Source organism: Streptomyces sp. NPDC002104 (assembly GCF_053593795.1).
The window spans coordinates 105231-126647 of sequence record NZ_JBSFDF010000005.1 but is presented as its reverse complement, the minus strand read 5'-3'; the positions used below and the strand labels follow the sequence as shown (position 1 = coordinate 126647).

The 21417-nt window shown below is 69.2% G+C and carries 26 protein-coding genes and 2 pseudogenes; 10 read left to right on the top strand and 18 right to left on the bottom strand.

Annotated elements, in window-relative coordinates; translation table 11 throughout:
• Positions 1 to 7: 7 nt before the first annotated feature.
• Both ACWCP2_RS06660 and ACWCP2_RS06655 read right to left on the bottom strand, forming a co-directional pair.
• Positions 8 to 673 carry a hypothetical protein gene (locus ACWCP2_RS06660; protein ID WP_450907488.1) on the bottom strand — a complete coding sequence of 222 codons (666 nt, stop codon included), beginning with the start codon at positions 671 to 673 and terminating at the stop codon, positions 8 to 10.
• A gap of 180 nt (positions 674 to 853) precedes the next feature.
• A complete protein-coding gene (locus ACWCP2_RS06655) occupies positions 854 to 1186 on the bottom strand; it encodes a hypothetical protein (protein ID WP_450907487.1) in 333 nt (110 codons plus the stop codon).
• Positions 1187 to 1362: 176 nt separating this feature from the next.
• Between ACWCP2_RS06655 and ACWCP2_RS06650 the strand changes: the two genes are divergently transcribed.
• Positions 1363 to 1497, top strand: coding sequence for a hypothetical protein (locus ACWCP2_RS06650; protein WP_450907486.1), 135 nt, complete (start codon positions 1363 to 1365; stop codon positions 1495 to 1497).
• Positions 1498 to 2112: 615 nt separating this feature from the next.
• Here ACWCP2_RS06650 and ACWCP2_RS06645 read toward each other — a convergent pair.
• The 4 genes from ACWCP2_RS06645 to ACWCP2_RS06630 form a co-directional block, all read right to left on the bottom strand.
• Entirely contained in the window at positions 2113 to 2298 is a 186-nt protein-coding gene (locus ACWCP2_RS06645) for a hypothetical protein (protein ID WP_450907485.1), read from the bottom strand.
• Positions 2298 to 2465 carry a hypothetical protein gene (locus ACWCP2_RS06640; RefSeq protein ID WP_450907484.1) on the bottom strand — a complete coding sequence of 56 codons (168 nt, stop codon included), beginning with the start codon at positions 2463 to 2465 and terminating at the stop codon, positions 2298 to 2300. The genes ACWCP2_RS06645 and ACWCP2_RS06640 overlap by 1 nt, the downstream gene beginning before the upstream one ends.
• Before the next feature lie 255 nt (positions 2466 to 2720).
• A complete protein-coding gene (locus ACWCP2_RS06635) occupies positions 2721 to 2927 on the bottom strand; it encodes a hypothetical protein (protein WP_450907483.1) in 207 nt (68 codons plus the stop codon).
• A 393-nt stretch (positions 2928 to 3320) separates the two neighbouring features.
• Positions 3321 to 3872, bottom strand: coding sequence for an FG-GAP-like repeat-containing protein (locus tag ACWCP2_RS06630; RefSeq protein WP_450907482.1), 552 nt, complete (start codon positions 3870 to 3872; stop codon positions 3321 to 3323).
• 11 nt (positions 3873 to 3883) lie between these two features.
• Here ACWCP2_RS06630 and ACWCP2_RS06625 point away from each other — a divergent pair, with 11 nt between their 5' ends.
• From ACWCP2_RS06625 to ACWCP2_RS06600, 6 genes are all read left to right on the top strand, one after another.
• Positions 3884 to 4474: a heavy metal-binding domain-containing protein gene (locus ACWCP2_RS06625; RefSeq protein ID WP_450907481.1), complete on the top strand. Its 591-nt coding sequence runs from the start codon at positions 3884 to 3886 to the stop codon at positions 4472 to 4474.
• The gene (locus ACWCP2_RS06620) at positions 4467 to 4859 is read left to right on the top strand and encodes a hypothetical protein (protein ID WP_450907480.1); all 393 of its coding nucleotides are present in this window, start codon (positions 4467 to 4469) and stop codon (positions 4857 to 4859) included. The genes ACWCP2_RS06625 and ACWCP2_RS06620 overlap by 8 nt, the downstream gene beginning before the upstream one ends.
• A 407-nt stretch (positions 4860 to 5266) precedes the next feature.
• Positions 5267 to 6271: an ArsR/SmtB family transcription factor gene (locus ACWCP2_RS06615; RefSeq protein WP_450907479.1), complete on the top strand. Its 1005-nt coding sequence runs from the start codon at positions 5267 to 5269 to the stop codon at positions 6269 to 6271.
• A gap of 205 nt (positions 6272 to 6476) precedes the next feature.
• Positions 6477 to 6917 carry a hypothetical protein gene (locus ACWCP2_RS06610; protein ID WP_450907478.1) on the top strand — a complete coding sequence of 147 codons (441 nt, stop codon included), beginning with the start codon at positions 6477 to 6479 and terminating at the stop codon, positions 6915 to 6917.
• 655 nt (positions 6918 to 7572) lie between these two features.
• Complete coding sequence (locus ACWCP2_RS06605) at positions 7573 to 8049, top strand: DUF4265 domain-containing protein (RefSeq protein ID WP_450907477.1); 477 nt, start codon at positions 7573 to 7575, stop codon at positions 8047 to 8049.
• 1060 nt (positions 8050 to 9109) lie between these two features.
• Complete coding sequence (locus ACWCP2_RS06600) at positions 9110 to 9826, top strand: poly-gamma-glutamate hydrolase family protein (RefSeq protein ID WP_450907476.1); 717 nt, start codon at positions 9110 to 9112, stop codon at positions 9824 to 9826.
• 383 nt (positions 9827 to 10209) lie between these two features.
• Here the strand turns inward: ACWCP2_RS06600 and ACWCP2_RS06595 are convergent, their stop codons facing one another.
• The 3 genes and pseudogenes from ACWCP2_RS06595 to ACWCP2_RS06585 form a co-directional block, all read right to left on the bottom strand.
• A complete protein-coding gene (locus tag ACWCP2_RS06595) occupies positions 10210 to 10782 on the bottom strand; it encodes a hypothetical protein (RefSeq protein ID WP_450907475.1) in 573 nt (190 codons plus the stop codon).
• The gene (locus ACWCP2_RS06590) at positions 10779 to 11198 is read right to left on the bottom strand and encodes a hypothetical protein (protein WP_450907474.1); all 420 of its coding nucleotides are present in this window, start codon (positions 11196 to 11198) and stop codon (positions 10779 to 10781) included. Before ACWCP2_RS06590 ends, ACWCP2_RS06595 begins: the two co-directional genes overlap by 4 nt.
• A 634-nt stretch (positions 11199 to 11832) precedes the next feature.
• A pseudogene (locus ACWCP2_RS06585) lies at positions 11833 to 12640 on the bottom strand (IS5 family transposase).
• Positions 12641 to 12991: 351 nt separating this feature from the next.
• Here ACWCP2_RS06585 and ACWCP2_RS06580 point away from each other — a divergent pair.
• Positions 12992 to 13426, top strand: coding sequence for a hypothetical protein (locus ACWCP2_RS06580; protein ID WP_450907473.1), 435 nt, complete (start codon positions 12992 to 12994; stop codon positions 13424 to 13426).
• A 214-nt stretch (positions 13427 to 13640) separates the two neighbouring features.
• Here the strand turns inward: ACWCP2_RS06580 and ACWCP2_RS06575 are convergent, their stop codons facing one another.
• Complete coding sequence (locus tag ACWCP2_RS06575) at positions 13641 to 13796, bottom strand: hypothetical protein (RefSeq protein WP_450907472.1); 156 nt, start codon at positions 13794 to 13796, stop codon at positions 13641 to 13643.
• Positions 13797 to 14111: 315 nt separating this feature from the next.
• On the opposite strand from ACWCP2_RS06575, the pseudogene ACWCP2_RS06570 reads away from it, so the two are divergent.
• Both ACWCP2_RS06570 and ACWCP2_RS06565 read left to right on the top strand, forming a co-directional pair.
• A pseudogene (locus ACWCP2_RS06570) lies at positions 14112 to 14264 on the top strand (IS5/IS1182 family transposase); the annotation flags it as partial.
• 261 nt (positions 14265 to 14525) lie between these two features.
• The gene (locus ACWCP2_RS06565; protein WP_450907471.1) at positions 14526 to 15470 is read left to right on the top strand and encodes a methylenetetrahydrofolate reductase; all 945 of its coding nucleotides are present in this window, start codon (positions 14526 to 14528) and stop codon (positions 15468 to 15470) included.
• A 48-nt stretch (positions 15471 to 15518) separates the two neighbouring features.
• On the opposite strand, the gene ACWCP2_RS06560 is transcribed toward ACWCP2_RS06565, so the two are convergent.
• The 8 genes from ACWCP2_RS06560 to ACWCP2_RS06525 all read right to left on the bottom strand — a co-directional run bounded on the left by ACWCP2_RS06560 (position 15519) and on the right by ACWCP2_RS06525 (position 21155).
• Positions 15519 to 15752 carry a hypothetical protein gene (locus ACWCP2_RS06560; protein ID WP_450907603.1) on the bottom strand — a complete coding sequence of 78 codons (234 nt, stop codon included), beginning with the start codon at positions 15750 to 15752 and terminating at the stop codon, positions 15519 to 15521.
• A gap of 198 nt (positions 15753 to 15950) precedes the next feature.
• Positions 15951 to 16205, bottom strand: coding sequence for a hypothetical protein (locus ACWCP2_RS06555; protein WP_450907470.1), 255 nt, complete (start codon positions 16203 to 16205; stop codon positions 15951 to 15953).
• A gap of 215 nt (positions 16206 to 16420) precedes the next feature.
• Entirely contained in the window at positions 16421 to 16621 is a 201-nt protein-coding gene (locus tag ACWCP2_RS06550; RefSeq protein ID WP_450907469.1) for a hypothetical protein, read from the bottom strand.
• A gap of 233 nt (positions 16622 to 16854) precedes the next feature.
• Positions 16855 to 17244 carry a hypothetical protein gene (locus tag ACWCP2_RS06545; protein WP_450907468.1) on the bottom strand — a complete coding sequence of 130 codons (390 nt, stop codon included), beginning with the start codon at positions 17242 to 17244 and terminating at the stop codon, positions 16855 to 16857.
• 319 nt (positions 17245 to 17563) lie between these two features.
• The gene (locus ACWCP2_RS06540) at positions 17564 to 17785 is read right to left on the bottom strand and encodes a hypothetical protein (RefSeq protein WP_450907467.1); all 222 of its coding nucleotides are present in this window, start codon (positions 17783 to 17785) and stop codon (positions 17564 to 17566) included.
• Positions 17786 to 18286: 501 nt separating this feature from the next.
• Positions 18287 to 19642, bottom strand: a complete 1356-nt coding sequence (locus tag ACWCP2_RS06535) for an ATP-binding protein (RefSeq protein WP_450907466.1) — start codon at positions 19640 to 19642, stop codon at positions 18287 to 18289.
• Complete coding sequence (locus ACWCP2_RS06530; RefSeq protein ID WP_450907465.1) at positions 19639 to 20334, bottom strand: response regulator transcription factor; 696 nt, start codon at positions 20332 to 20334, stop codon at positions 19639 to 19641. Before ACWCP2_RS06530 ends, ACWCP2_RS06535 begins: the two co-directional genes overlap by 4 nt.
• 56 nt (positions 20335 to 20390) lie before the next feature.
• Positions 20391 to 21155 carry a PepSY domain-containing protein gene (locus ACWCP2_RS06525; protein WP_450907464.1) on the bottom strand — a complete coding sequence of 255 codons (765 nt, stop codon included), beginning with the start codon at positions 21153 to 21155 and terminating at the stop codon, positions 20391 to 20393.
• Between the last annotated feature and the right edge of the window lie 262 nt (positions 21156 to 21417).

Here is a 21417-nt window from a genome sequence, read left to right as displayed (position 1 = left end):
AAGCTGGTCATGGTGTGGGTGCCAGGTCCATTGCCCGTGCCAGGGCCGTAGTGAGGGCAGCAGCATGTGCTGGCAGATGTTGTTCCGCCCAGGCTCCGGCAAGGCTGAGGAAGTCCTCCAGATCCTGCTGAGCGTTGGCGACGAGCCTGCGTACCAGTTCTACCGGCAGCTCGGTCACCGGGCTCCCGTCCACCCCGTGAGCATCGAGTGTGAACCGGACCACGTTGTTGACACGTTCGGCCACCGAGGATGGATCGTGGCCGAAGTATGCGCAGCCGGAACCGTCAAGCACGTCCAGCCAGTCCCGCCAGGACTCCAGGCCGTTGCAGCAGCCGGGCTCAACGAAGACGGTGTCGGTGGCATTGTCGGTCACCCGGAAGCCGCCGACGGCGAGCAGGTCAGGCATGGTGAGCAGCCCGTGCAGGAAGGCGCCGAGCGGGTCGGTCGGCGACGAGTCGTGCTCCTCCTGCGGCTCGGAGTCATTGCAGTCGGCGATCTGCATAACGGCCGTGCCGACCTCCGCCGGAGTCAGCTTCCCGTTCAGCACGAGGTAGTCAAATGACTCGTGCTCGGCAACAGGCCAGAGCGCGAAGTCGTCGTGAGCGGAGATCTCCAGAACGGGTTGCATAACAATCACATGGGGATGATGCCGGACCCGCCGCTTCGTCGCCACGGGCTTTCGGCTACGGCGTCGGGCTCGGAGCGGGCCCGCTACCTGCAGCTTTGAGGACACGGACCGCGAGGGCGGGGACCGTTCTTCACCTGGGCAACAGGCAGACCGCGCGCTCCACTGGTGCAGGGACCTTCCGCGGTTTCGACGAGGCTCAACGCCTCCTCCCTGCTCCCTTCGCCCTCATGTGACGCTCGGGCGCGGCGCGCGGATCCGGCTGCGCAGCTCGGGCAGGCGGGCCCATTCTTCGGGTGCCGCCAGTACCTCGTCCAGGGCCAGCAAGGACAGGAGTCGGATGGGGCGGCCGGACCTCGCCGCTGCCTCCAGTTTGTGGTGACCGTCAAGCAGGAAGTGGGTCAGGCACCAGTGGGCGTACTGGTCGTTGTCCGGCGGGCTGACGGCAGGTTCGAACACGCCGAAGGTCGAGACCGCCACCGCGGTCGGGATCGCGCCCCGGCCCATGAGTTCGACGTACTCCTCGACGCGCTCGTCGTCGTTCCACGTCGGGGGAACCATGGCACGACGAACTCGTAGAGGTGGGCGGATGCGTCGATTTCGGTCTCGAAGGTCCGGTAGTAGGGGGTACGCGGGGACTCCGCGATGCCCCAGAACTGGCTGACCCCCCAGGTGGCCACCTGCTCCTCGCTGAAGTAGTCGCCTTCCGACCCAGGAACGGCCAGGCGCGGCTCAACGTGGAGGAGGAGCGGCAGGTACTGCCCTTCGGGCAGTACCTCGCCGAAGGCCCGCAGAATGTCCTCGTCGTCAGCGTCCGTGAGCGTGCCCGTCAGGCGATCCTGGACCTCCTCCAGCGACAGGGTCTCGCGTGAGCCTTCCAAGCGCTCGAAGAGGAACGAACAGCTACCGCACCAGACGCCGAGCTCGAACGCCGGCTCACCGTCGATCTTGATCAGCCGACGCGTCGGATAGGTCCCGGTGGCCGTTATACGGGTCTCAGTCTCGAAGCGGAGCCGTGGAGTCCCGGCATCCGGTGTGCCAAGTCTGCGCGGTTCGGCGGCGTTGATCAGCATCGCCCGAGCGTACGACGCCACCTCGAAGAGGAACCACCGGATGCTTCGATAGGCGGCACGGCCGCACCCATCGCTGTCCCTAAAGGCCACCGTCCCCCAAGCCGAGAGATCGCAGCTGGGAGGTCCGCGAAGTGAAGGCACCGGTAGGAACACTCACACCCATGACAGCCAGAGATCCTCGTGATGGGCACCCGACGTCAGCAGCTTGGTCACCTCGCGACAGCCATGATCACTACCCCCGCGCACCATGAGCAGAGACAGCCAGCACATCCGTGCTGACGCCCATCCGCTGACACCGGCGCACCCATTCACAGCGCCCACGTGTTGACCGGACGTCCCCGGCGTCCACATCCAACGGGGGGCGGCTCACGGACGCCATGCGCGCCTATCCAAGTGGGGCAACGCAGCCGCCGTTCACAGTGCGGCGAGGACGAAGGTCAGCAGTGCCAGGGAGAGTGTGGCGCTGCCCGCGAAGGCCAGGGCACCTCGTAGCAGGGCGCTGGCGTGGGTGGCTCCGTCGATGCGGGCAAGCAAGCCCGCCGCTGCTCCTACGACGATGCAGAAGATCGCGACGACTGCCAGGAGCAGGACCAGGAGCATCAGGCGCTCTGGGAGGGCAGTTCATAGGTGTGGCGCACCGGGTGCCCGATCGGCTCCCGCCAGGCGTCGAGTTCGGCTTCTTCGACGGACCAGCGGCGTGCGGCGGGGGTAAGGACGAAGGCCACGTCCCAGCCGCTGGCCTGGGCGGCTTTGATGCCGGTGGTCACGTGGCGGGCGGGCCGGCCAAGACGCGGGCGGCGGCCTCCAGGACCGACAGGCGGGGGTCGGCCTCACGCACGCCAACTTCGAGGCGGCTGCATTACCATCCACCCCGCCCCGCGTGCCGGACCGCTCCGCCCAACGTCCCTTCCATGGTGCCTCGCAGTCCGGCCGGCCACGTCAGCGTGGCCGCAGGCGCCGCCCGAGCCCGACCGATGCACTGATCGGCTGTCACGGGGGACGCGGTGGGCTACTGCGTGTTTCTACGCTCCGTCGGAGGTGCTGTCGTCGTTCCAGTGAGGGTCCTCGCGCCATTGTCTGTTGCGGTCGTCCGCGGTCTGCAGGGCCGAGGCGGCTTCCTCCCGGGTCGGGTAGGGGCCGAGCCGGTCGGGACCGGGTTCGTTCGCAACGGACTGTGTTCGGGTGTCGAAGTACCACTCGTGAGGGCCGGCTGAATCGTGGTTGCTCATGCCCGCTCTGCTGCTCAGCATGAGGGCGGCCAAACCCGGCTGAAGGCGGTGATCCCCCGTGCGCGCTCGCCACTCCGCTTGCAGCTCTGACGGCCGGCCGACACCAGCAGAGCGACCACTCTCTCGCTCGCTCACACCGCCCACCCATTCCGGGCTGCCGGGCACCCGCTCGTCGAAATCGTGAACGCCCAGTCGTGGCGCACGAGCAGGGCCGGCTTGCCGTCGAAGTCGTCACTGCGTGCAGTGACCAGCCGCTGGAAGGAGACGCCCGGGAAGAGGGTGGCGGCCAGTTGCGGGTGAGCGACCAGACAGCGGCAGCACGTAACAAGCACTACTCGGGTCCCCGGCCCCGTCCCCCTCCGGCGGAGCCGGTCAGGGGACCGATCGGAACGGTCAGAACAGGTCGCGGTACTCGTCGAAGCCGTGACCGATCTTGACCGGGGGCTTGAAGGGGGCCGCGGCCCTGCCCGTGCCCTTGTACAGCAGCAGGTTGCCCTTCGGGTCCCGGGCCAGGAGATCGCTGCGCTGGTCGACGTCGACGTCACCGATCCCCACCAGCCGGTCGTACGCGTTCCAACCCGCCCCGATCCGGACCCGCGGCGCGAACGGCTTGGCCCCGTCGCCGGTGCCCTTGTACAGCCACAGCACGCCCTTGGCGTCCCGGGCGACGAGGTCCGCCCGGGCGTCCCCGGTGTAGTCCCCGACCCCGGCGATCTGCGTGTACACGTTCCAGCCGCCCCCGATCCGAACCCGCGGCGCGGGCGTGCCGTCCGCCTTCAACGGAACCCGCCACAACACGCCCTGCGCGTCCCGGGCCAGCAGGTCCGCGTGCCGGGCCCCGCGGGCCAGCGCGCCGGGCGAGATCACGACGGTGTACTGCTGCCAGCCGGTGGCGACCTTCTTCAGGACGCCGTGGCGCCACTGGTTGAGCACTCCGTTCGTCACTGTCCCAGGCCATGTACCACGCGCGCGATCTGGCGATGAGCCGCATGGAGGCCGAGGCGAGCGCCCTGGGTGCGGACGGGGTCGTGGGGGTGCGGCTGGACATCGAGTTCAAGGAGTTCGGCTCGGACGTCGCCGAGTTCATCGCGGTCGGCACAGCGGTGAAGGGGGACGGTGCGGACCCTGGACCGGGCGGCACCTGGCGCAACAACAAGGGCAAGCCGTTCACCTCGAACCTGTCCGGCCAGGACTTCTGGACGCTGATCCGGGCCGGATACGCGCCGTTGGACATGGTCATGGGGTCCTGCGTCTACCACGTGGCACACCAGCGATTCACCCAAGCGCTGAGCACCACGGGCCGCAACGTCGAGATCGAGACGTTCACCCAGGCGCTCTACGACGCGCGCGAGCTGGCGATGAGCCGCATGCAGGCGGAGGGGAAGGCACTGGACGCCGAGGGGATCGTGGCGGTCCAGCTGAGGCAGCACTCGCACAGCTGGGGATCGCACACCACCGAGTTCTTCGCCATCGGGACTGCGGTGCGCCCGCTGCGCGACGACCACGTCATCGACCGGCCGACCATGGTGCTGAGCCTCGATGCCTGAGCGGGACGTGGAACTGCTGGCCGCGGCGCTGCGCCGGGACAGCACGGACCTGAACCTCTACGTCAACGTGCTGTCGGCGAACCTGGCGGACTCGCTGCCGCACGGCGCCGTACGGGTCAAACGCAGGCGTTCCCTCGCGGAACGGGTGGCCGGGCGCGAGGGTCCGGTCGCGGAACTGGACGTCGCGCTCGGGGAACAACGGCTTTCGCTGCGGATGGAACGGGGCCGGGTGGCCGGGGAGATCTGCCACGAGGTACGGGGCATCGTGCTCTCGCGGCGCCCCGTCGGCCTGGATGAGTGGATCGATGCCCTCGCCCGGTCCCTGGCCGAAGCCGCAGCCTCGAACGCTCACGCCCGCGAGGCCATCGAGCGCTACCTGGCTTGACCGCTGCCGGCCCAGGCCCCGCCGCACCGGCCTCCATGGTCCGAGCGCCAGTCGTGCTTCAGCAGTTGCTGATGTGCCAGCTGGAGTGTTCACGCCGAGGAGGAGGTCCCGTACCGGGCATCCCCGGTCGCCCGGCCACGTACCCGAGCCAGTCGGCATGCTGGAGCACGAGCGGGGTGTCACACACTCCGGATTCGAAGCGCGGCCGGTGGCCCCGGCGCGGCTTGTTCGCCTTTTCACGCCCGTCGGATGGCACGGCAGACCAAACGAGACGATCTCTTAGGGGTGCCGCATGCGCAGCCAGCAAGCCGGCGCGGCCCACGCCTGAACGCGGGGTCGGACGTGGCGGGTTGGGGCATGCTGGGGGTGCGCTCACGCGCTTCACTTCGGTGGCAGGGGGCCGGGCCGTGTTACGCATTCACTTCACGACGGAAGACCTCGCCCGGACACGGGTGGCCGCAACGATCGGTGTCGCAGCGGAGGTTTATTACAGCCTGGAGCTTCTGAAAGAGAATCGGGAGCTTCCTCACTTCCGCTCGTGGCGGTCAGAGATCGTGGGCCGGATGGGAGACGACACACGCCCCCTGACTTCCCTGGTTCCGGTACGCGGTCCCGGGCTTGATCTGTTGGCCCTGATGGGCGACGTGTCCTCTCTGGACCACGCCGTGGACAACCTGCTGCACGCACCGGTGGCCCGGCTGCGACGCGAGTTCGAGGGTCTCGACTTCCACCCCGGACACCTGCCATGGGCCAGGCGGGTGTCCGAGGGCGACCGCGAGGCGCGGCGGAAGCTCGCCGGGGCAGTGCGCGCCTGCCATGAGCTGACCGTGGAGCCCTACTGGCATCGAGGGCGGTCCGAACTGGTCGCGCTGTCCGCCCGCTGCGCGAACCTGATGTTGGAGGGAGGCATCGATCTGCTGCTGCGTTCGATCTGCGCACCGCTGGTCCGCTGGCGTCCACCGGTGCTCGAAGCTCCTTACCCACGCCCAGTCGAGGTGCGTCTCCAGGGAAGGGGACTGATCATCACGCCCACGGTCTTCTCGAAGAGCCCAGTGAGCTTTCTGTGGGATCCGCTCGATACCGCCCTGCCACCCCGACTGACCGTGCCTGCTCTCAGCAAACCGCTGACCGGTCGCGAACCGGCAGAAGTGGACGGCTCCGCCGTGCGGAACCTGGAGTCTCTGCTCGGCCGCACGCGAGCCGGCGCCCTACGTGTGACCGCAGAGGGATGCACGACGAGCGAACTGGCCCGGCGCCTGGACGTCACCGCCGCAGCGGCCAGTCAGCATGCGACAGTGCTGCGGAATACGGGCCTCATCACCACTAGCCGCCGAGGCGGATCCGTACTGCACCTCATCACCCCCCTCGGGCTGGCGCTGCTGCGGAACGGTGCCATGACGACGGAACCGTAAGGCCCGAGGGCAAGGCCGCGTCAGAGGGGTTAGTACAGCGCGCCGCTCTGCTCGGGTGCCACCGGACACTCACACCGCGGTGCGCGAGCCGCCGCGCCTCCTGTCCCGGACTCCCCTTTAAGCCATGGCTTAAGAGGTAGGCCGCAGGAGGCCGGCCAGCCCAGGATGTGAAGCCGCAACCGGCCCATCCCATCCTGGAGATCGCATGAAGACTCACTTCGCCGTCGCCCTCGGTTCCGTCGTGCTGACCGCGGGCACGTTGCTGGGCACTCCCGCCGCCAGCGCGCAGACCGTGACCGCCTATCCCAGCAGCGACTTCAACATCAATTTCGGTGCCACGTGGACCAGGGGAACCGTCACTTGGTACAACCGGTCGGTCCGAGTCGTTGGGCAGCACAGGTCCGCAGTGTCGGACAGCGCGGTCACTTGCCGGACCACGTGGGCCTACACCCTCCAGGCCGATCGTGCCGTGATCGGCCAGGGTGGCGGCTCCCCGACTGCCTGCGGCACCATCGCGTCCTACAACTTCGTCGTCTCCGCGGACAAGCCCGGCGGTGCCGCGTACGTCAGGGTCTGTCTCGATGACGGGAACCTCAAGGACCTCGCGTGCAAGCTCATCGCCAGGCCTCTTCAGCCCGCGAGCTGAGGCCGGCTGCTCGAACCACGAAGCCTTGCATCCTCCAGTCCCGCTCTGAACATGTGTGCGCCGAACGGTCGGACGACTGAATGATGAGCCGAGCCATGCACGCGACTGGCTTCGCTGAGTAGACGCCTCGATTGGATGACCGCAGGCCGGCTGGCTGGGGTCCGGGCCGGGGACAACTGGACAACCCCGGTCTGGGCCCGTCTGGCCGGTCAGTCAGAGTCGGTCGGGGTTCGGGTGCACAGGGGGCCGAGCGGAGCGCCCTTGTACCCGACGACGAGGCAGGCATCGGCGACCGGTCCCCGGGGCTCCATGAGCCTGGCCATGGCCGCAGCCTCGGACGGTAGTTCGGCCGGATCGAGACCGAGCGCCCAGGCCGCACGGTCGCGTCGCTGGTCGAGGTCGGGTGTGTCCTACCGGTACACGACGGCGATCGCCCGGGGTCCCCCGGCCGTCCGTCCTGGAGCATCCGGCCACCACGGGTGCTAACGGGGATAGCGCTTGGGTAGCAACTGCCGTTGACCTGTCTCAGCGAAATTGGTCGACCGAGTCATGCTGACCTACATGGACTGGATTGGGTGAGACGGGTTTCCAGGGTTGATCGCCCAGCTCAGACCCGGTGCGAGGCACGGTCGACGGTCGGCGCATGCTGGCCGTCATGGAGAACGCAGTCGAGAAGATCAAGGTCTGGTTCCGGTTCGTTCCTCGCGAGGGCTGGTTCCCGCAGGACACCGAGGGCCTGTGGGCGCAGAAGATCGGTGCCGATACGGCCAAAGTGCGGAACGTCCCCTTCCTCCAGGACGGGGTGGCCGAGGGCGACGTCGTGCGGTTCCAGACCGACTCCGACGGGATCCACTGGGCGGTCGGCCGTGTCAGTGCATCCGGCAACTGCACGATTCGCGTAGTGCCCGTTCCTGCCGGCACCCTGGGACGCAGCCCTCAGGCAGTGCATCAGCGTCTCTCCCCGTTCGGGCTCGGCGGTGAGGTCTTCAGCGAGGAGTTCCCCATGGTGGCCCTCACCGCACCGGCCGACGCGGATTTCGCCGGGATCAAGGCACTCCTGGTTCAAGGGAAAGAGGAAGGCTGGTGGCACTACGAAGTCGGCTGCGGCAACGACCGGTGGTGGAACGCCTGACCTCTGGCGAGGCCTCAGGCCTTGCCGGGCGGCCGGAGGCCGGCCGCTGCGCGGATGCGCGGATGCGTAGATGCGTAGATGCGTAGATGCGTGGATGCGTGGATGCGTGGCAGAACTCGACATCTCAGGCGGACCGACCCGCAGGGATCCGTCCCGGATCCCATGTCCCTGGGCGAGCCGGGCATGCATGGTCGCGTGCCGCTCCCGAATGCGGGCCTCAATCGGCGACATAGTCTTCGTCTGCTCGCGCCGTACGCTGCCCCGTCTCCCGCCGTCGCTTCGCCCTGGGCCACGGGCACCGGCGGGACGCCGTGTACGACCGGCCGGCATGCCGGCAAACCGCCTATCGGGGGCGCCGCACACAACGGGTACGTGAAGCCGTGACACCTCGCACCCAAGGGACGTGCTCTGCTAGCCAGGCGGAGATGCGCTGCCACGCATCGGACACCTGCCGCTCGGCGGCCAGTTCATGCGCGGGACCGGAGGCGGAGTCGGGGGTCAGGGCATGGGCTCCTGACAGCTCCGAGTGCACGGGGCAAAGCCGAGCCCTCAACCGGCTCGGCTCCGCATCCTGGCGCCCGGCAGGTTACTGCCGGGCGGCCGCCTCACGGCCTCGCAAGGAACCAGATCGCCGCAAGCCTCACCCGTCACCCAACCGCGAAGCGCAGTGGAACACCCGCCGCCCAGCGAACCAGGCACCTTCGCCCCGGGCTGGCGGGCCGTGCGGTGGGATACGCCGACGGGCCCCGCACCGAAGGAATGGTGCGGGGCCCGTCGGTCAGCGTCCGGCCACACGGCCCGACGGGACGCCCTCGGTCGCTGCCGTCTGAACAACCCGGCCAACCGATACGGTCAGGACACTAGGCACCGCCCGCATCCCGGGATGCGGAGCGCACAGCACTGAAGGAGGGCAGCGATGCCTCGTCCGCATGCAAGTCGCAGGACCATTCCCTCCTCCCTCGGGGGCGCCGCAGCAGGCGGACCGTTGCCGACTTCCCTGGCCGCGACTTCGGCAGCCGCGGCCGGCGGGGACCTGTACGCCTCCAACTCGGACCTGTACATGAAGACGACCGAGGGCAAGGACTTCGCTCGCCGGTCTCAACGGCACGAGGCCTGCGACAACGAGAAGGCCAGCGCTCCTCTTCCTCGTCTGACCAGTGTGCTGGCCATCCACGGCGGCGGCATCGAAATGGGAACCTCGGAACTCTGCCTGGGCATCGCCGGCTACCGGCCCGACACACTGACCGTCACCACAGCTGGAACCCCGCTCTACGACTACTGGATGCTCGAAGGTCTGCGCAGCTCCGGCAACGCCGAACTACACGTGACCTCCACCCACTGCGACGACACCGCGGCCCGTTCCATGGTCGCCGCGAGCGCCAACGTCCTCAGCATCCACGGCTGTACCTCCGCCCAGGCCGGCGCCCCCACCGGCAAGCCCAAGGCAGTCGTCGTCGGCGGACGCAATGCCCGCTTCCGGCATCTCCTGGCCGCACAGCTGGGCGCCGCCGGATTCCAGGTCCTCGGCAACGCCCATGGGAACCTCAACGGCGAAAGCCCCGACAACATCTGCAACCGTACCCTTACGGGCGAAGGCGGCGGCCAGCTGGAAATCACTACCGAACTCCGCAAAAGCTTCTTCGGTAACTTCTCCGGCGCGAACAACCGCGCCACCAGCACAAACATCGAGTTCTGGAAGTTTACTGCCGCATGCCGGGAGGCCGTAGGGCAAATGGAAACCGAACAACTCGCCCGTAAAGGGATTTTCGTTCACTAGAAGTACGCATTCTCGCTTCTCGGAGCGGTCAGTCACTTGATGAGGCGCAGAGGAGAGACCACGCGCGGGCCTCCTGGCGGTTCCCCGGTGGTCCGCCTAGACCGGATCACCATCAGCCATCAGCCCAGTCCGGGTCGATGTCCGGGACGTACGGGAGCTTTCCTCACCCGGTCCAGACGAACTGCTGGTCCGGCCAGGCCCGGAACGGGCGCAGGCCATCGCACGACGCCCAGGTGATCAGAAGCCATTGGTGCCTGGCCTTCGTGATGGAGGGATCGGGCGTATGGCGGACCTGGGGTGCGGGCTGATGCCATGAATGGATGGATGCGGTGGACTTGGACGAGTTCGTTCGTGCGACGGGCGAGTGAGTCGGATGCGGCGGGTCAGCCGGTGCCTGTGTCGTCGCATGTCGGCGTCGGCGGGGCCTGGGCGAGGACGTCCCTCCAGTAGGTGGCTTCGCCGGCCACGCCACGCTTCACGGGCTGGACGACCTCGGCGAACGTGAAGCCATAGTTCTTCGTCCCGGGCCCGGCCGTCAGGTCTCCGGGGCCAATGGCCACCACGTACTGACGGCCGGCCTCAAGGAACACCTCCTGGCGGTTTGGGGTGGCCGAGAGGGTGTAGCTCCCCGGGACCCCGCCGGCCTGTACACGCTGGGTGATCGCCACGGCAGGCGCCCACCGCTCCTTCACCACCTCCAGGACGCGCACCGGCGTGGTCACGAACTTCCGCGCCTCGGCGTCCGAGACCCCCTCCAGTGAGACGGGCCCGGCGGGGCCGATCGCTTCGACTACAGCGATGCCCTGCGCGGAGGCGGCAACCTCCGCGTCTGTGCCGTACGGCGCGTCACACAGGCTCTCCACGTATTCCGGCGAAGACGAGTCCCATACGTACCAGCCGCCACCTCCGAGGAGTACGGTGGCAGCGACCGGCACGATCAGCAGCATCTTCTTCATGAGCCCCACAGCTTTCGGTAGTTCGCCTTGTCGACCTCGGTCGGGACCCCGTGCGCTGACGCGTTTGCCCACATCACGGACTGCACGGCCGACTTCCCGCCGTCGGATTTGTGGCAGAAGCCGTGAGCATGTTCCAGTTCGTGGACGAGGACGTTGCGCCGCATCTCGGCGCTGTTTCCGGCGATCAGGGTCACATTCAGGGTGATCTTGTCGGTCGCTGCGGTTCCCGTGTCCTGTGTCCAATGCCCGGCCTTCTTGTCCGTCTTGCTGGAGAAGTCGGAGACGTTGAGGTCATTCACGGTCGTGGCCGAGTCCGCGAGCGGCCCTGCTCTCGGTGGAGCGACCGCCGGCGGGGCGCCAAGCAACAGGGCGGCGGCGGCACATAACGCGGCGAGGGGACGTTGCATCTTGTCCACGCTAGGACACCCCCAGGCGAGGCCAATCGTTTCGTCGGGCCCGGAAGGGAAATGGCTGCCCGACTGTCACCCGTGAGACGAGTGCCCGGCCTCGAGGAGGCCTGGGTGGCAGCGGCGGACCTGTTTCAGCGGGCCGCTCGGGTCACCGTTCCGGCCTCGCTGACCCGCGCTGCCACCGGAGGGCCCGGGAGGTGTTCCGGCGGATCCCCGTGACAGGCTACTCCGCCGAACATGGGGGCGAGTAGCCCCCCCCTGACCTGGGGTGGGGCGATGAGTTGGACGAAGTGGGCTGCTGTGATGGCGGCGGTCATCGCGCTCGCCACGGCGGGCTGCGGAGGCACGGAGGCGGGAACCGGGGCCGTCGCAGTGTCCCCCGGCCGGAGGGCGCCGGGCCCCTCACAAGGGAGGTCGTCCGCGCGGACCTCGACACCGCGGCGGCGGCGGCGAAGGCGCCGGCGACCGACGCGGAATGGGCCCGCATCAACGAGAGTTCCGAGTCACAGCACTAGGACACCGCCGACGCTAGCTCTTCGCCGCCACGCGGGCCTGCTTCGAGCTGCACGGATCTCTGGCCGCCTTGGGGCACGGCAGCGCCCTCGACACCGCCGTCGGGCACCAGGGGGTGTCTTGCCGATCATGTGTCGAGCCAGATGAGGGTGCTGGCGAGGGTGATCGCGGCCTGGTAGCGGGCGGGGTGCTTGTCGGCGGGTGGCGACGCCTCGCCATTGCTTGAGCCGGTGAAAGCGGCGTTCGACGACGTTGCGTCGCCGGTGGACAGTCTTGTCGAAACGGCATGCCGGCTCGCGGCACCGGGCCCGGCCCGCGAGTTGGTCGACCCGTTCCGGGATCGTGGCCTTGATGCCGCGCCCCTCGGAGGTAGGCGCGGAAGCTCCGGGAGGAGTAGCCCTTGTCCGCGATGACCCGCTCGGGCCTAACCCGGGGCCGTCCCGGCCCGCCCTTGGCGACACGGATGAGGCCGATGACAGTCTCGGCCTGGGTGCAGTCGTTGCGGGTGCCCGCGGTCACCACGAAGGCCAGGGGCCGGCCGCGTCCGTCGCAGGCAAGGTGAATCTTGCTGGTCAGCCCCGCGCGGGAGCGTCCGAGGACTCGTTCGTCGAGCCCCCTTTGGCGGCGGTGTGCTGGTGGGCCCGCATGATCGTGGAATCGATCGCGACGAGTCAGTCCACTTCACCCACGGTCTGGGCAGCGGCCAGGAGCCGGTCGAAGGTGCCGTCGGTGGCCCAGCGGGCGAAGCCTCCGCGGACGGTCTGCTACGGCCCGAACCTCTCGGGCAGGTCCCACCAGGGCACAACGGTACGGAACTTGAACACGCTGCCCTCGAGCACCTGGCGGTGATCACGCAATCGTCCACGGGGCCGGCGTAGGCGTAGCGGTTGCCCTGGGCGGGTCGGCGAGGAAGACGGGGGGCTTGGGTGGTGAATCGGCCGGTGGTGGGGTCGTACCAGCGCTGGCCGTAACGCACCAGTAACCTCACTACCGCGCACCCGGTGCGCGGGTGCCCACCACGGTCCGGTCGGTGCGCACCATCCGGAGGTGGCGCGCACCGTGCTGCGTACCACTGGTGTGGTCGGTGAGCAGTCGCGCGGCCGTCCGCGCGCATCCCCGGCGCGAGCCGAACCACGGCAAGCAGCACGGAGTGACCGGGCGGCGCCGTCCTGTGGCCCCGGCTCTTCTTGAGCACAGGTCCTCGATACGGCGATGTCAGTGTGGGCGGTTAGGATCCGCTGTTCGGTTGTTCGATCGGACAGGGTGGGTCGGCGGTGGGGGTTGGGATGAGCGTGCATTTGCGGGGAATCGCATCGGAGTTGGCGGGGGTGCTGTGGCGGGAGCACACCGTGTACCGGGACCGTGAGGGCGGGGTCGTCATCCGCGGCGAGCACGTGCGGCGATGGATCAGCTTGGCGCCCGCCGGCGGACCGGGTGAGGTCCGGGTGCGGGTCGGCCGGATCCTGGAGGGCGGTACGACGGCCCCCGCACGCGCCGAGGCCGTCGCGAGCCTGTCCGCAGGGCCGGCGGAGCTGGCCACGGTGTGCCGTCGGCTGCTCGCGGAGGCGTCGGTCGACGCAACCACCGCTCCCCCGCCGGGCCGTGGCCGGCGTACTCCCCGGCGGGGCCGCCACACCGGCTCAAGCTCGTGGCTTGTGGTGCTCGCCGTGGCCGGAGCCATCGTCGGGATCTATCTGGCCCGGGCGTCCGGGACCCTCTGACGCGTCGGCCACCAGGCCCGGCTCGCCGACTGGAACGAGCACCCCGGACCGCTCACCTGGACGAAACATGTGATGTCGGCAGCAACCGACTCACGGCCACGGCTGTGACTGCGCCTTTGGTTGCCCGCCTCGGGACGATGCCGAGCATCCGCACGGAGAGTGCTCGGCATCGTCGATGCGCACCACCGCACCCGCTCCACGGCATCGGGTCCACTCAGTGGCCAACCTCCCGGCCGCAGTGCGGTCCCGGCGGCGGTGGGTGGTGCGCTTGCTGGTCGTCCTGGCGCACCCAGTGCGCTGCGTCGACGCCGTCCGGTTCGGCGTAGCGTGCCGCGCGGGTGTGGGAGTCGTCGGCCGCCCTCTTGAACACGTCCTGAAGATGGCGCAGCCGCTCGGCCGTGAGGTCTCCGGCAGCGCGAGCAGTTGCTCGGGCATCGCGGCCGGCTGGTGCGCGGTGACGTCGTACGCCCGGCCCCGCACGGCAGGGGTGCGCAGCCTCTCCCGCACCATCGCACCATCGCACCGGCGAGGACGGCTCGCTCGTACTGCAGCGGGATCCGGGGGCTGTCCACATCACACTCCCCCCGCGTCCGGGTCCGGAGGGCCGGGGCCCGGCCCGGCTTGCCGGGATCGGCCGGGGGTAGCCGGTTCGGGTCGGGCGCGGGGGTGGGTGGGCGGCGGCGGCCAGCGCCTTGGCCGCCACCGTCGGACTGTGGAGCGGACGGTAGGGCCTGGCTCTCTGCGTCCACATCGTCGCTACGAGCGCAAGGCTGAGCACTTCCTGGCGTTCGCCGGCATAGCCGCGGCCCTGATCTGCTACCGCCGGTTGGCAGCCTGATCTGAGAGACTCCCGAGCTGGGATGATGCGTGCCGTAATCAGACGCGTCGCCCGGGGGCGGCTTGTGCGCCTGACTCCAGGGCGGGCTTGTAGAGAGTGAGGGACGCCTGACTGGAGTTATTGTCAAATCCTGTGGATCTGATGAGCGCGGTCGTTCCACCGGAGCCTTTTCATGGTTCCCTCGGGCGAGAGCGGCCGAGTCCGGTCTCACAGAGTGACGTTCGCCTGCTGCCTGGTGAATGAGCTGGTAGCTTCCGCGACATGATGGACCTCAGAGACAGCACAGCTCTCCGGACGCTGGTGACCGACGCCGAGAGCGGCATCCTGCTGTTCGGCATCACGCCGCCGCGTCTGAGCACCACTCCGGAGCGGATCCAGGAGATCACCGCAGCCACGTTGGCACGGTTGGACCTCCTCGACCTTGACGGTCTGGCGCTCTACGACATCGACGACGAGAGCGACCGCAATCCTGCGGAGCGACCGTTTCCGTACCTGCCGACCATGGACCCCGCCACCTACCACGCGGAATACCTCGCCGAGTGGAACCGCCCCGCGGTTATCTACCGGTGCGTCGGCAAGTACCCCGAGGCGGAACTGCGGACTTGGCTGCAGACGGCCGACACGGACCGCGTGCTCAGCGTCTTCGTCGGTGCGGCCTCGAAAGACAAGGCGGTGCGCACCCGCCTGTCCGAGGCGCAGGCCCTGCGCCGTGATGTCCGCCCGGACCTGCTGCTCGGCGGCGTCGCCATCACCGAGCGGCCCGACGAGCACCTGCGGCTGCTCGCGAAGCAGGAAGCGGGATGCACGTTCTTCATCTCGCAGGTCGTCTACAACGCCGACGCGGTGAAGAGCATGGTCTCTGACTACTACTACGCCTGCCGCGACCGGGGGCTCGCACCAAAGCCCGTCCTGTTCACGCTCTCGGTATGCGGCTCGGTGAAGACGCTGACGTTCCTCAAATGGCTCGGAGTCGACGTGCCACGCTGGATTGAGAACTCGCTGCTCCACGCCGAGGACACCCTGGCCGAGTCGTACGAGCACTGCTTGGCCAACGCCATTGACCTGGCCGCCTTCTGCCGCAGGCTCGGCATGCCGTTCGGCTTCCTCGTGGAGAGCGTGTCGATCCGCAAGGTAGAGATCGATGCCTCGGTCGCCCTCGCCGGCGAGGTGAGCGGACTGCTCGGGCGCGGTCGAGCATCCGTATGAGGCCGGCCATGAACGTGCAGTTGTCAAATCTTCTGATCACGACGTAGCTCAGGCTGCTGAGACTTCCTCGCGCTCGACGAGGACTCCCTTCTCGAAGCGGGCGCCGGCGCGGACCAGGGCGACCAGGTGAGGCGCGTTGACCGCGCGCCATCGGGTCTGGGCGAAACCGGGCCGTACGAAACCCCGATGCCAGACCAGCCTGAGATCCGCATGATCGTCCTCGGCGGCCTCCTCGCCCCGATCGAGGTCAACGAGGATGAGTACCTGATCATCCTGCGGCACCTCACGTACATGGGCTGCCCTGCGGGGAGAGAGGGCCATCCCCGAACCGGGCGACGGTCCTCCCCCGTGTCCGCCCGACAATCGGCGACTCCTGCGCAGCGATGTCCGCAACCCTCGGGCAACCCAGCCCAACCATCGAAGCGGCTTTCGGGAGCCAGGATCTGCCCCCATCGTCGTTCCACCCTGCCCGCCGGACGATCACCCGTCCTGCGGTAGGCAGGATCCGTCAGGGTTGTGTCCTTCGGCGACGGCTCCCGCCTCCCCCGGATAGATCGTGGCGTTGATGCAGGCCCGGCCTTCACTCAGCCCGATCCTGGCAGGATGGGCGCCGCTCGCCGCCCTGACGTCGAGCCGCGCCAACGCGGGCGGTGCAAGGGCTGCCCGCGTCCGGCTGAGGAGCCGCTCCTCGGTCAGACCGGACTCCCCCTGAAGTTCCTTGGCCAGCAGCTCCATGGCTGCCCTGCGGGGCCCGGCGAGCTCGCGTTCGGCCGGGGTAAGCGACTCCCGTTTGGGATCCCCTTTCGAGTTGGCGAACTGTGGGCCAACGTGTTCGGAGAGCTGCCAGAAGAAAACGGAGGCGAGGCCGAGGAGGAGCAGGAGGGGAAGAGCGCACCCCAAGAACACGTATGACTTCGTCCTCGGGGTGCGGCCTACGGGCTGAGCGGCCATCAGAAGCTGCCGTACCCGATGTCGCGCGGCTTCTGCCCCTCGGCCAGGATCCGGTCCGCCGCCGGATGAGGACACGCCTCCGCATGCCTGGTCACCAGCATCCGGCCCTGCGAAACACACACCGTGCGGGTATCGCTCTGCCCGCCGGCAGCACCACCGAAAGCACAGGAGACAGGACGCAGAAGTTCACCAAGCAACATGCCCTCATCCTTCCCACCCCACACGAAGAGTCCCCTCGGTCGGCCGAGCTGGTCAGCGGTACGGGCTCCAATCTCCGGAGCGGGCCATCAGCTTGCGTACCGCATCCTCCCCCGCTTCGTCGTCGCACTTCAGCAGACATCGGCTTCACGCCTACCGGAAGGTCACAAACCTACAGATCAGACAGCGACTCGTCTCGAATCCTGCGCAGGCTCACGGCCGCTCGCAGAAAGCCTCACAGGCGGCCGACGACCACGAAGGACGCCGCCAACAGCACGCTGGTTGCCACCAGAGCGGCGCGCCGCCAAGCAGGAACCGTACAGGCAGCAACGAGCACCGGGACAAGCGCCAGCACGGTCAAAGTTATGACTGAAGGCTGCGGCGGGTCATCCCCGAGGAGGGGGAGGAGGAAAATCGCGTACAACTGCAGCGCCACACATGCCGGGGCCGTCACCTTCAACGGTCGCACGCCCAGCAGGCCCAAAGCGACCGCGAACATGAGGACGGCCAGGAACACCCACAGCCCGAGGGCAATGAGCGGGAAGGCGGTGAAGCAGATCGACGTGCTTTCTTCACAGGCACGGGCATCGGCGGTATCGGCCCATTGCCAAAGTGTCAGCCCCATCCACCCGGTCACAGCACCTGCTAACCCGCTGCCAAGAACGCTATAAGCCTTAGACATGGGCAGCAGCCTTCCAGAGCAACAAGCCAAGGTCCTGAGTACAGATACTCAGCTTGTTTCTAGGCCGCCTGCACGTACGCGAGGGGAAGACTCACCCCTGCGGGGGATCGCGAACCGGCGGCGGACAGGCGGAAGCGGGGGCCGTCAGCACGGCCCCCGCCGCCCGACGCCGCGACCGGGTGGGAACATCTCGGCGGAGCCAAGTCGGCCGTGCAGGGCTACGGTCGCCGGGCGCGGGCGGGTGGCGGTGGGGTCTGCTCGCTCATGCTGCGCTCCGTGCCGTGGGGGTGAGGGTCTGGGTGCGGGCGGTGCGGGCAGTGCGGCGCAGCTCGGCGGCGCCGGTCCGCAACTGGGTGGGCGGGGCCCAGTAGGGGTGGGTGGCGAGGCGGAGGTCGAGGAGGAACAGGGCGCGCCGCACAACCTCGAACGTGTCCCCGTCGATACCCGCCTCGAAGATGCCCGGCAACGCCGAGGGCACACCCATGTCAGGATCCTCGGACAACTGGCCGGCCAAGACCTTCAGCGCGAAGGGGCACCCTCACCGAGCCCGGCAGCTACCTCGCGTATGAGTACCGGAATTTCAACGTCCACGGTTCACGGGCCCCCTCATCAGAACGCACGGCTCGGCCCCTCACACTGCCAGGCCCGGATACACCAGTCACTGCGCGGACAGCCGCCTCTCACCATGATCTGCAACTCAGCCGAGCAGGTCATGGCAACCGGAAACCACCGTTACGCTTCCCCTACTCCCCCACAGCACCAGCGGCTCGCCGGCCGGCCCGGCCATCAACCCGTTTTCGCCCTTGGACGAGCGGGGCGTCGGTATGCGCGGCCGAGGCAGGTCGGCTGGCCCGGTCCTCGCCTGGCGCCGACACCGACCGCAGGTGCCGGTGCGAGTCCCGCGCCGGATCCTGGACAAGGGGTTCGGCGAGCCAATCGCGGCACTGCGCCTCTCGTGGACGGCGAAGATGACGGGCAGGCGGGATCATGCCGGGGAATCGGCCGGAAGGCGGAGAAGGAAGCGGCCCCCCGGGCCGGCGGGTACCGTCAGCGTCCCGCCGTGCGCCGTGGCGATGTCCCGGGCGATCGCGAGTCCCAGCCCGGTCCCGCCCGCGTCCCGGCTGCGCGAGGCGTCGAGCCGGGTGAACCGGGTGAAGATCCGCTCCCGCTCGGCTTCCGGGACCCCGGCCCCGTCGTCCCGGACCTCCAGGTCGACCGTCCCGTCGCCTGTGGACACGGTCACCGTGATCGCGGTGCGCGCGTGCCGCTGAGCGTTGTCGAGCAGGTTGTCGAGTACGCGGGTCAGCTGTCCGCGGTTACCGTGCACTGGTGCCGCGACATCGGCCGACACCGTCACCGGGACCCGTCCCCGCGGCCGGCGGGCCACTGTCTCCCGGACGGTCGTGGCCAGGTCGAGCGCGGCCCGCTCCGGCGCCTGCCCCGTGTCCAGCCGGGCCAGCAGCAGCAGGTCGTCGGCGAGTTGCTGCACCCGTACGACGTCGTCGAGCAGTTCCTCCCCGTGCAACAGCTGCGGATGCGCGATCGCGACCTCCACGTGGGCGCGCAGGGCGGCGATCGGATTGCGCAGCTCGTGTGAGGCGTCCGCGACGAACCGGCGCTGGCGGTCCATCGACTCCTCGAGGCGGTCCAGCGTCGCGTTCATCGTTAGTGACAGGCGGGCCACCTCGTCCCGCGAATCGGGAACCGGGACCCGGCGCCCCAGGTCGCGCTCGGTGATCTCGGCGACCTCGGCCCGGATCGCCTCCACCGGCCGCAGGGCCCGTCCGGTCGATCGCCAGGTCACGGCCGCGACCAGCAGCACCAGCAGCGGGATGCCCGGGGCCATGGCGGTGAGGATCAGCCGCTGGGTGTACTCGGCCGTTTCCAGGCTCGTCCCCGCGTAGACCGTCACTTCACCGCCGTCCTTTCCCTTGGCCCGTACCGCGACGACCCGGAAGGGATGGTCGCGCGGGTCGGGCCGCAGGGCGAGGTTCAGTCCGCGCGCGGCCGAATCGTGACCGGGGGCGGGCTCGAAGGACGCCACCGGGCCGCGGCCCGCGAGGTTGTCGCTCGCTGCCAGTACCCGACCGTCGTCGGTGACCACCTGGAGCAGGCTGTCCTCCCCGTCGGGTACGGCAAGCCTCTCCACCAGCCGCCCCTGGCCGGTAACCCCGGCCACGGCGTGGGCGCGGGCCAGCGCGGTCCGCTCGGCGGAGCCGACCAGCCCGTGCCGGATCACACCGAGCAGTCCGGCGCAGGCCGTCAGGAGGGCCACGGTCACCACTGCGACGGCGCCCAGCGTGGTCGTGACCCGGACCGACCCGAGCGGCAGCCGGATCACGGCCTACCGGAAGCCGTGGCGGGCGCCACCAGCCGGTAGCCGATTCCGCGGGCGGTGTGCACGAGCCGGTCGGGGAACGGCTGGTCGAGCTTGCGGCGCAGTGCGCTCACGTGGACCTCGACCACGTTCGGATCGCTGTCGGCGGGCAGGTCCCAGACCTCCTCCAGCAGCGCCCCCTTCGATACCGCCACCCCGGGCCGGCGGGCCAGGACGAGCAGCAGGTCGAACTCCTTGGCGGTGAGGGGCACCTCGCTCCCGGCCCGGACGCAGCGCTTGCTCCCGGGCTCCAGCACGAGGTCGCCCACGGTCACCACAGGTGGCCGCGCGGCCGCGCCGCGCCGCAGCAGTGCGCGGAGTCGGGCCTGGAGCACCAGGTAGGAGAACGGTTTGGTGAGGTAGTCGTCGGCACCTGTGTCCAGGCCCTCGGCCTCGTCGTACTCGCTGTCCTTCGCGGTCAGCATGAGGATCGGCGTCCACAGGCCCGCGGCCCGGACGGTCCGGCAGATCCGGTGGCCGTCGAGACCGGGCAACATGACGTCGAGGACGATCGCGTCGTACTCCCCGGCGAGGGCCAGTCGCAGGCCTTCGGTGCCGTTGTGTGCGACGTCCACGCGGAGCCCCTCCGCCTCGAAGCCGCGCCGGAGCACGGAAGCGAGGGAGACCTCGTCCTCAACGATCAATATGCTGCTCATTGACCGGATCCTACCTATTCATGCCGGTAAGCGGAGGCGGCCGTGCGGCCGCCGGATCAGCGCGGGACGTGCTGAGACCAGTCGTAGTGGTCACGTCCGAAATTGCCGGACCGCTCGCGGATCTCCTGCTCCGACGGCCGGCGGCGGTCACCGCTGTCCTGGTCGTCGACCTCGGCGGAGGAAGAGCGGGCCTCTCCCTTCTTGTACTGCGCGACCGTGCCGTTCTTCGCATCGACGTCGATCTCGTGGCCGACCGTGCCATCGGTGACCCGTACCTGCCAGCGCGGCGCGGACTCGGTGCCCTGGATGGAGATGCGGGACACGAAGCCCGCACCGGCCCTCTGCAGCGCGGTCGCTGCGGCGCTCTCGCGGTCCACGCTCGCGGCGGCCAGCTTGGCGAGCGGGATCTCCAGGTACTGGCGGGACCGCTCGGGCATCCGGTCGCTCCGGTTGCCGAGCAGGGCGCCGGTGGCCGCGTCCACGTTCACGTGGTGCACGCGCGGCTCATCCGTCATCACGTCGACCTTCCAGACCTGGGTACCGTTGCCGCTCTCCAGCGCGACGCTGGTCACCTTCCCGCCCGTCACCGAGCCCTCGGCCGTCTCCGTGGCCACGGCGCGCGCTGTCTTCGGTCCGCCCCGTTCAACCGGCCCCTGAGGTGTCTTCTTCTCTGCGGCAGCCCCCGCCGGGGCCGCATCGGCGGCCGTCGAGCGGGCCCGCTCGACGCCGGCGTCGGCGCCCTCGGAGCAGGCCGTGAGGGTGAGGGCCAAAGCGCCCGTGGTGAGCGCGGTGGCGATCAGGCTGCGGTGGCGGCGGTTCATCGGGTCTCCCGAGGTTCGGTCCCACCGGTCTGATCCCGGCGGGCGGCGATGGCTCCACTCTCGGGGGCCCACCTGAACCGTCCCTGAAGGTTGCTGAAGCCGATTTCAGGGTGATGCATTGGCCAGAGGTGCCCGCCCCACCGGACTGCAGGCCTGGGGCTTCGCGAGCTGAATGGCCATCGCGCCGCCCGGCCGGCGAGGGCGCACTCGTGCGGCCTGGCAGCCTGGCGGCCTGCGTCACGGCGCGGGGCGGTGTCTGCAA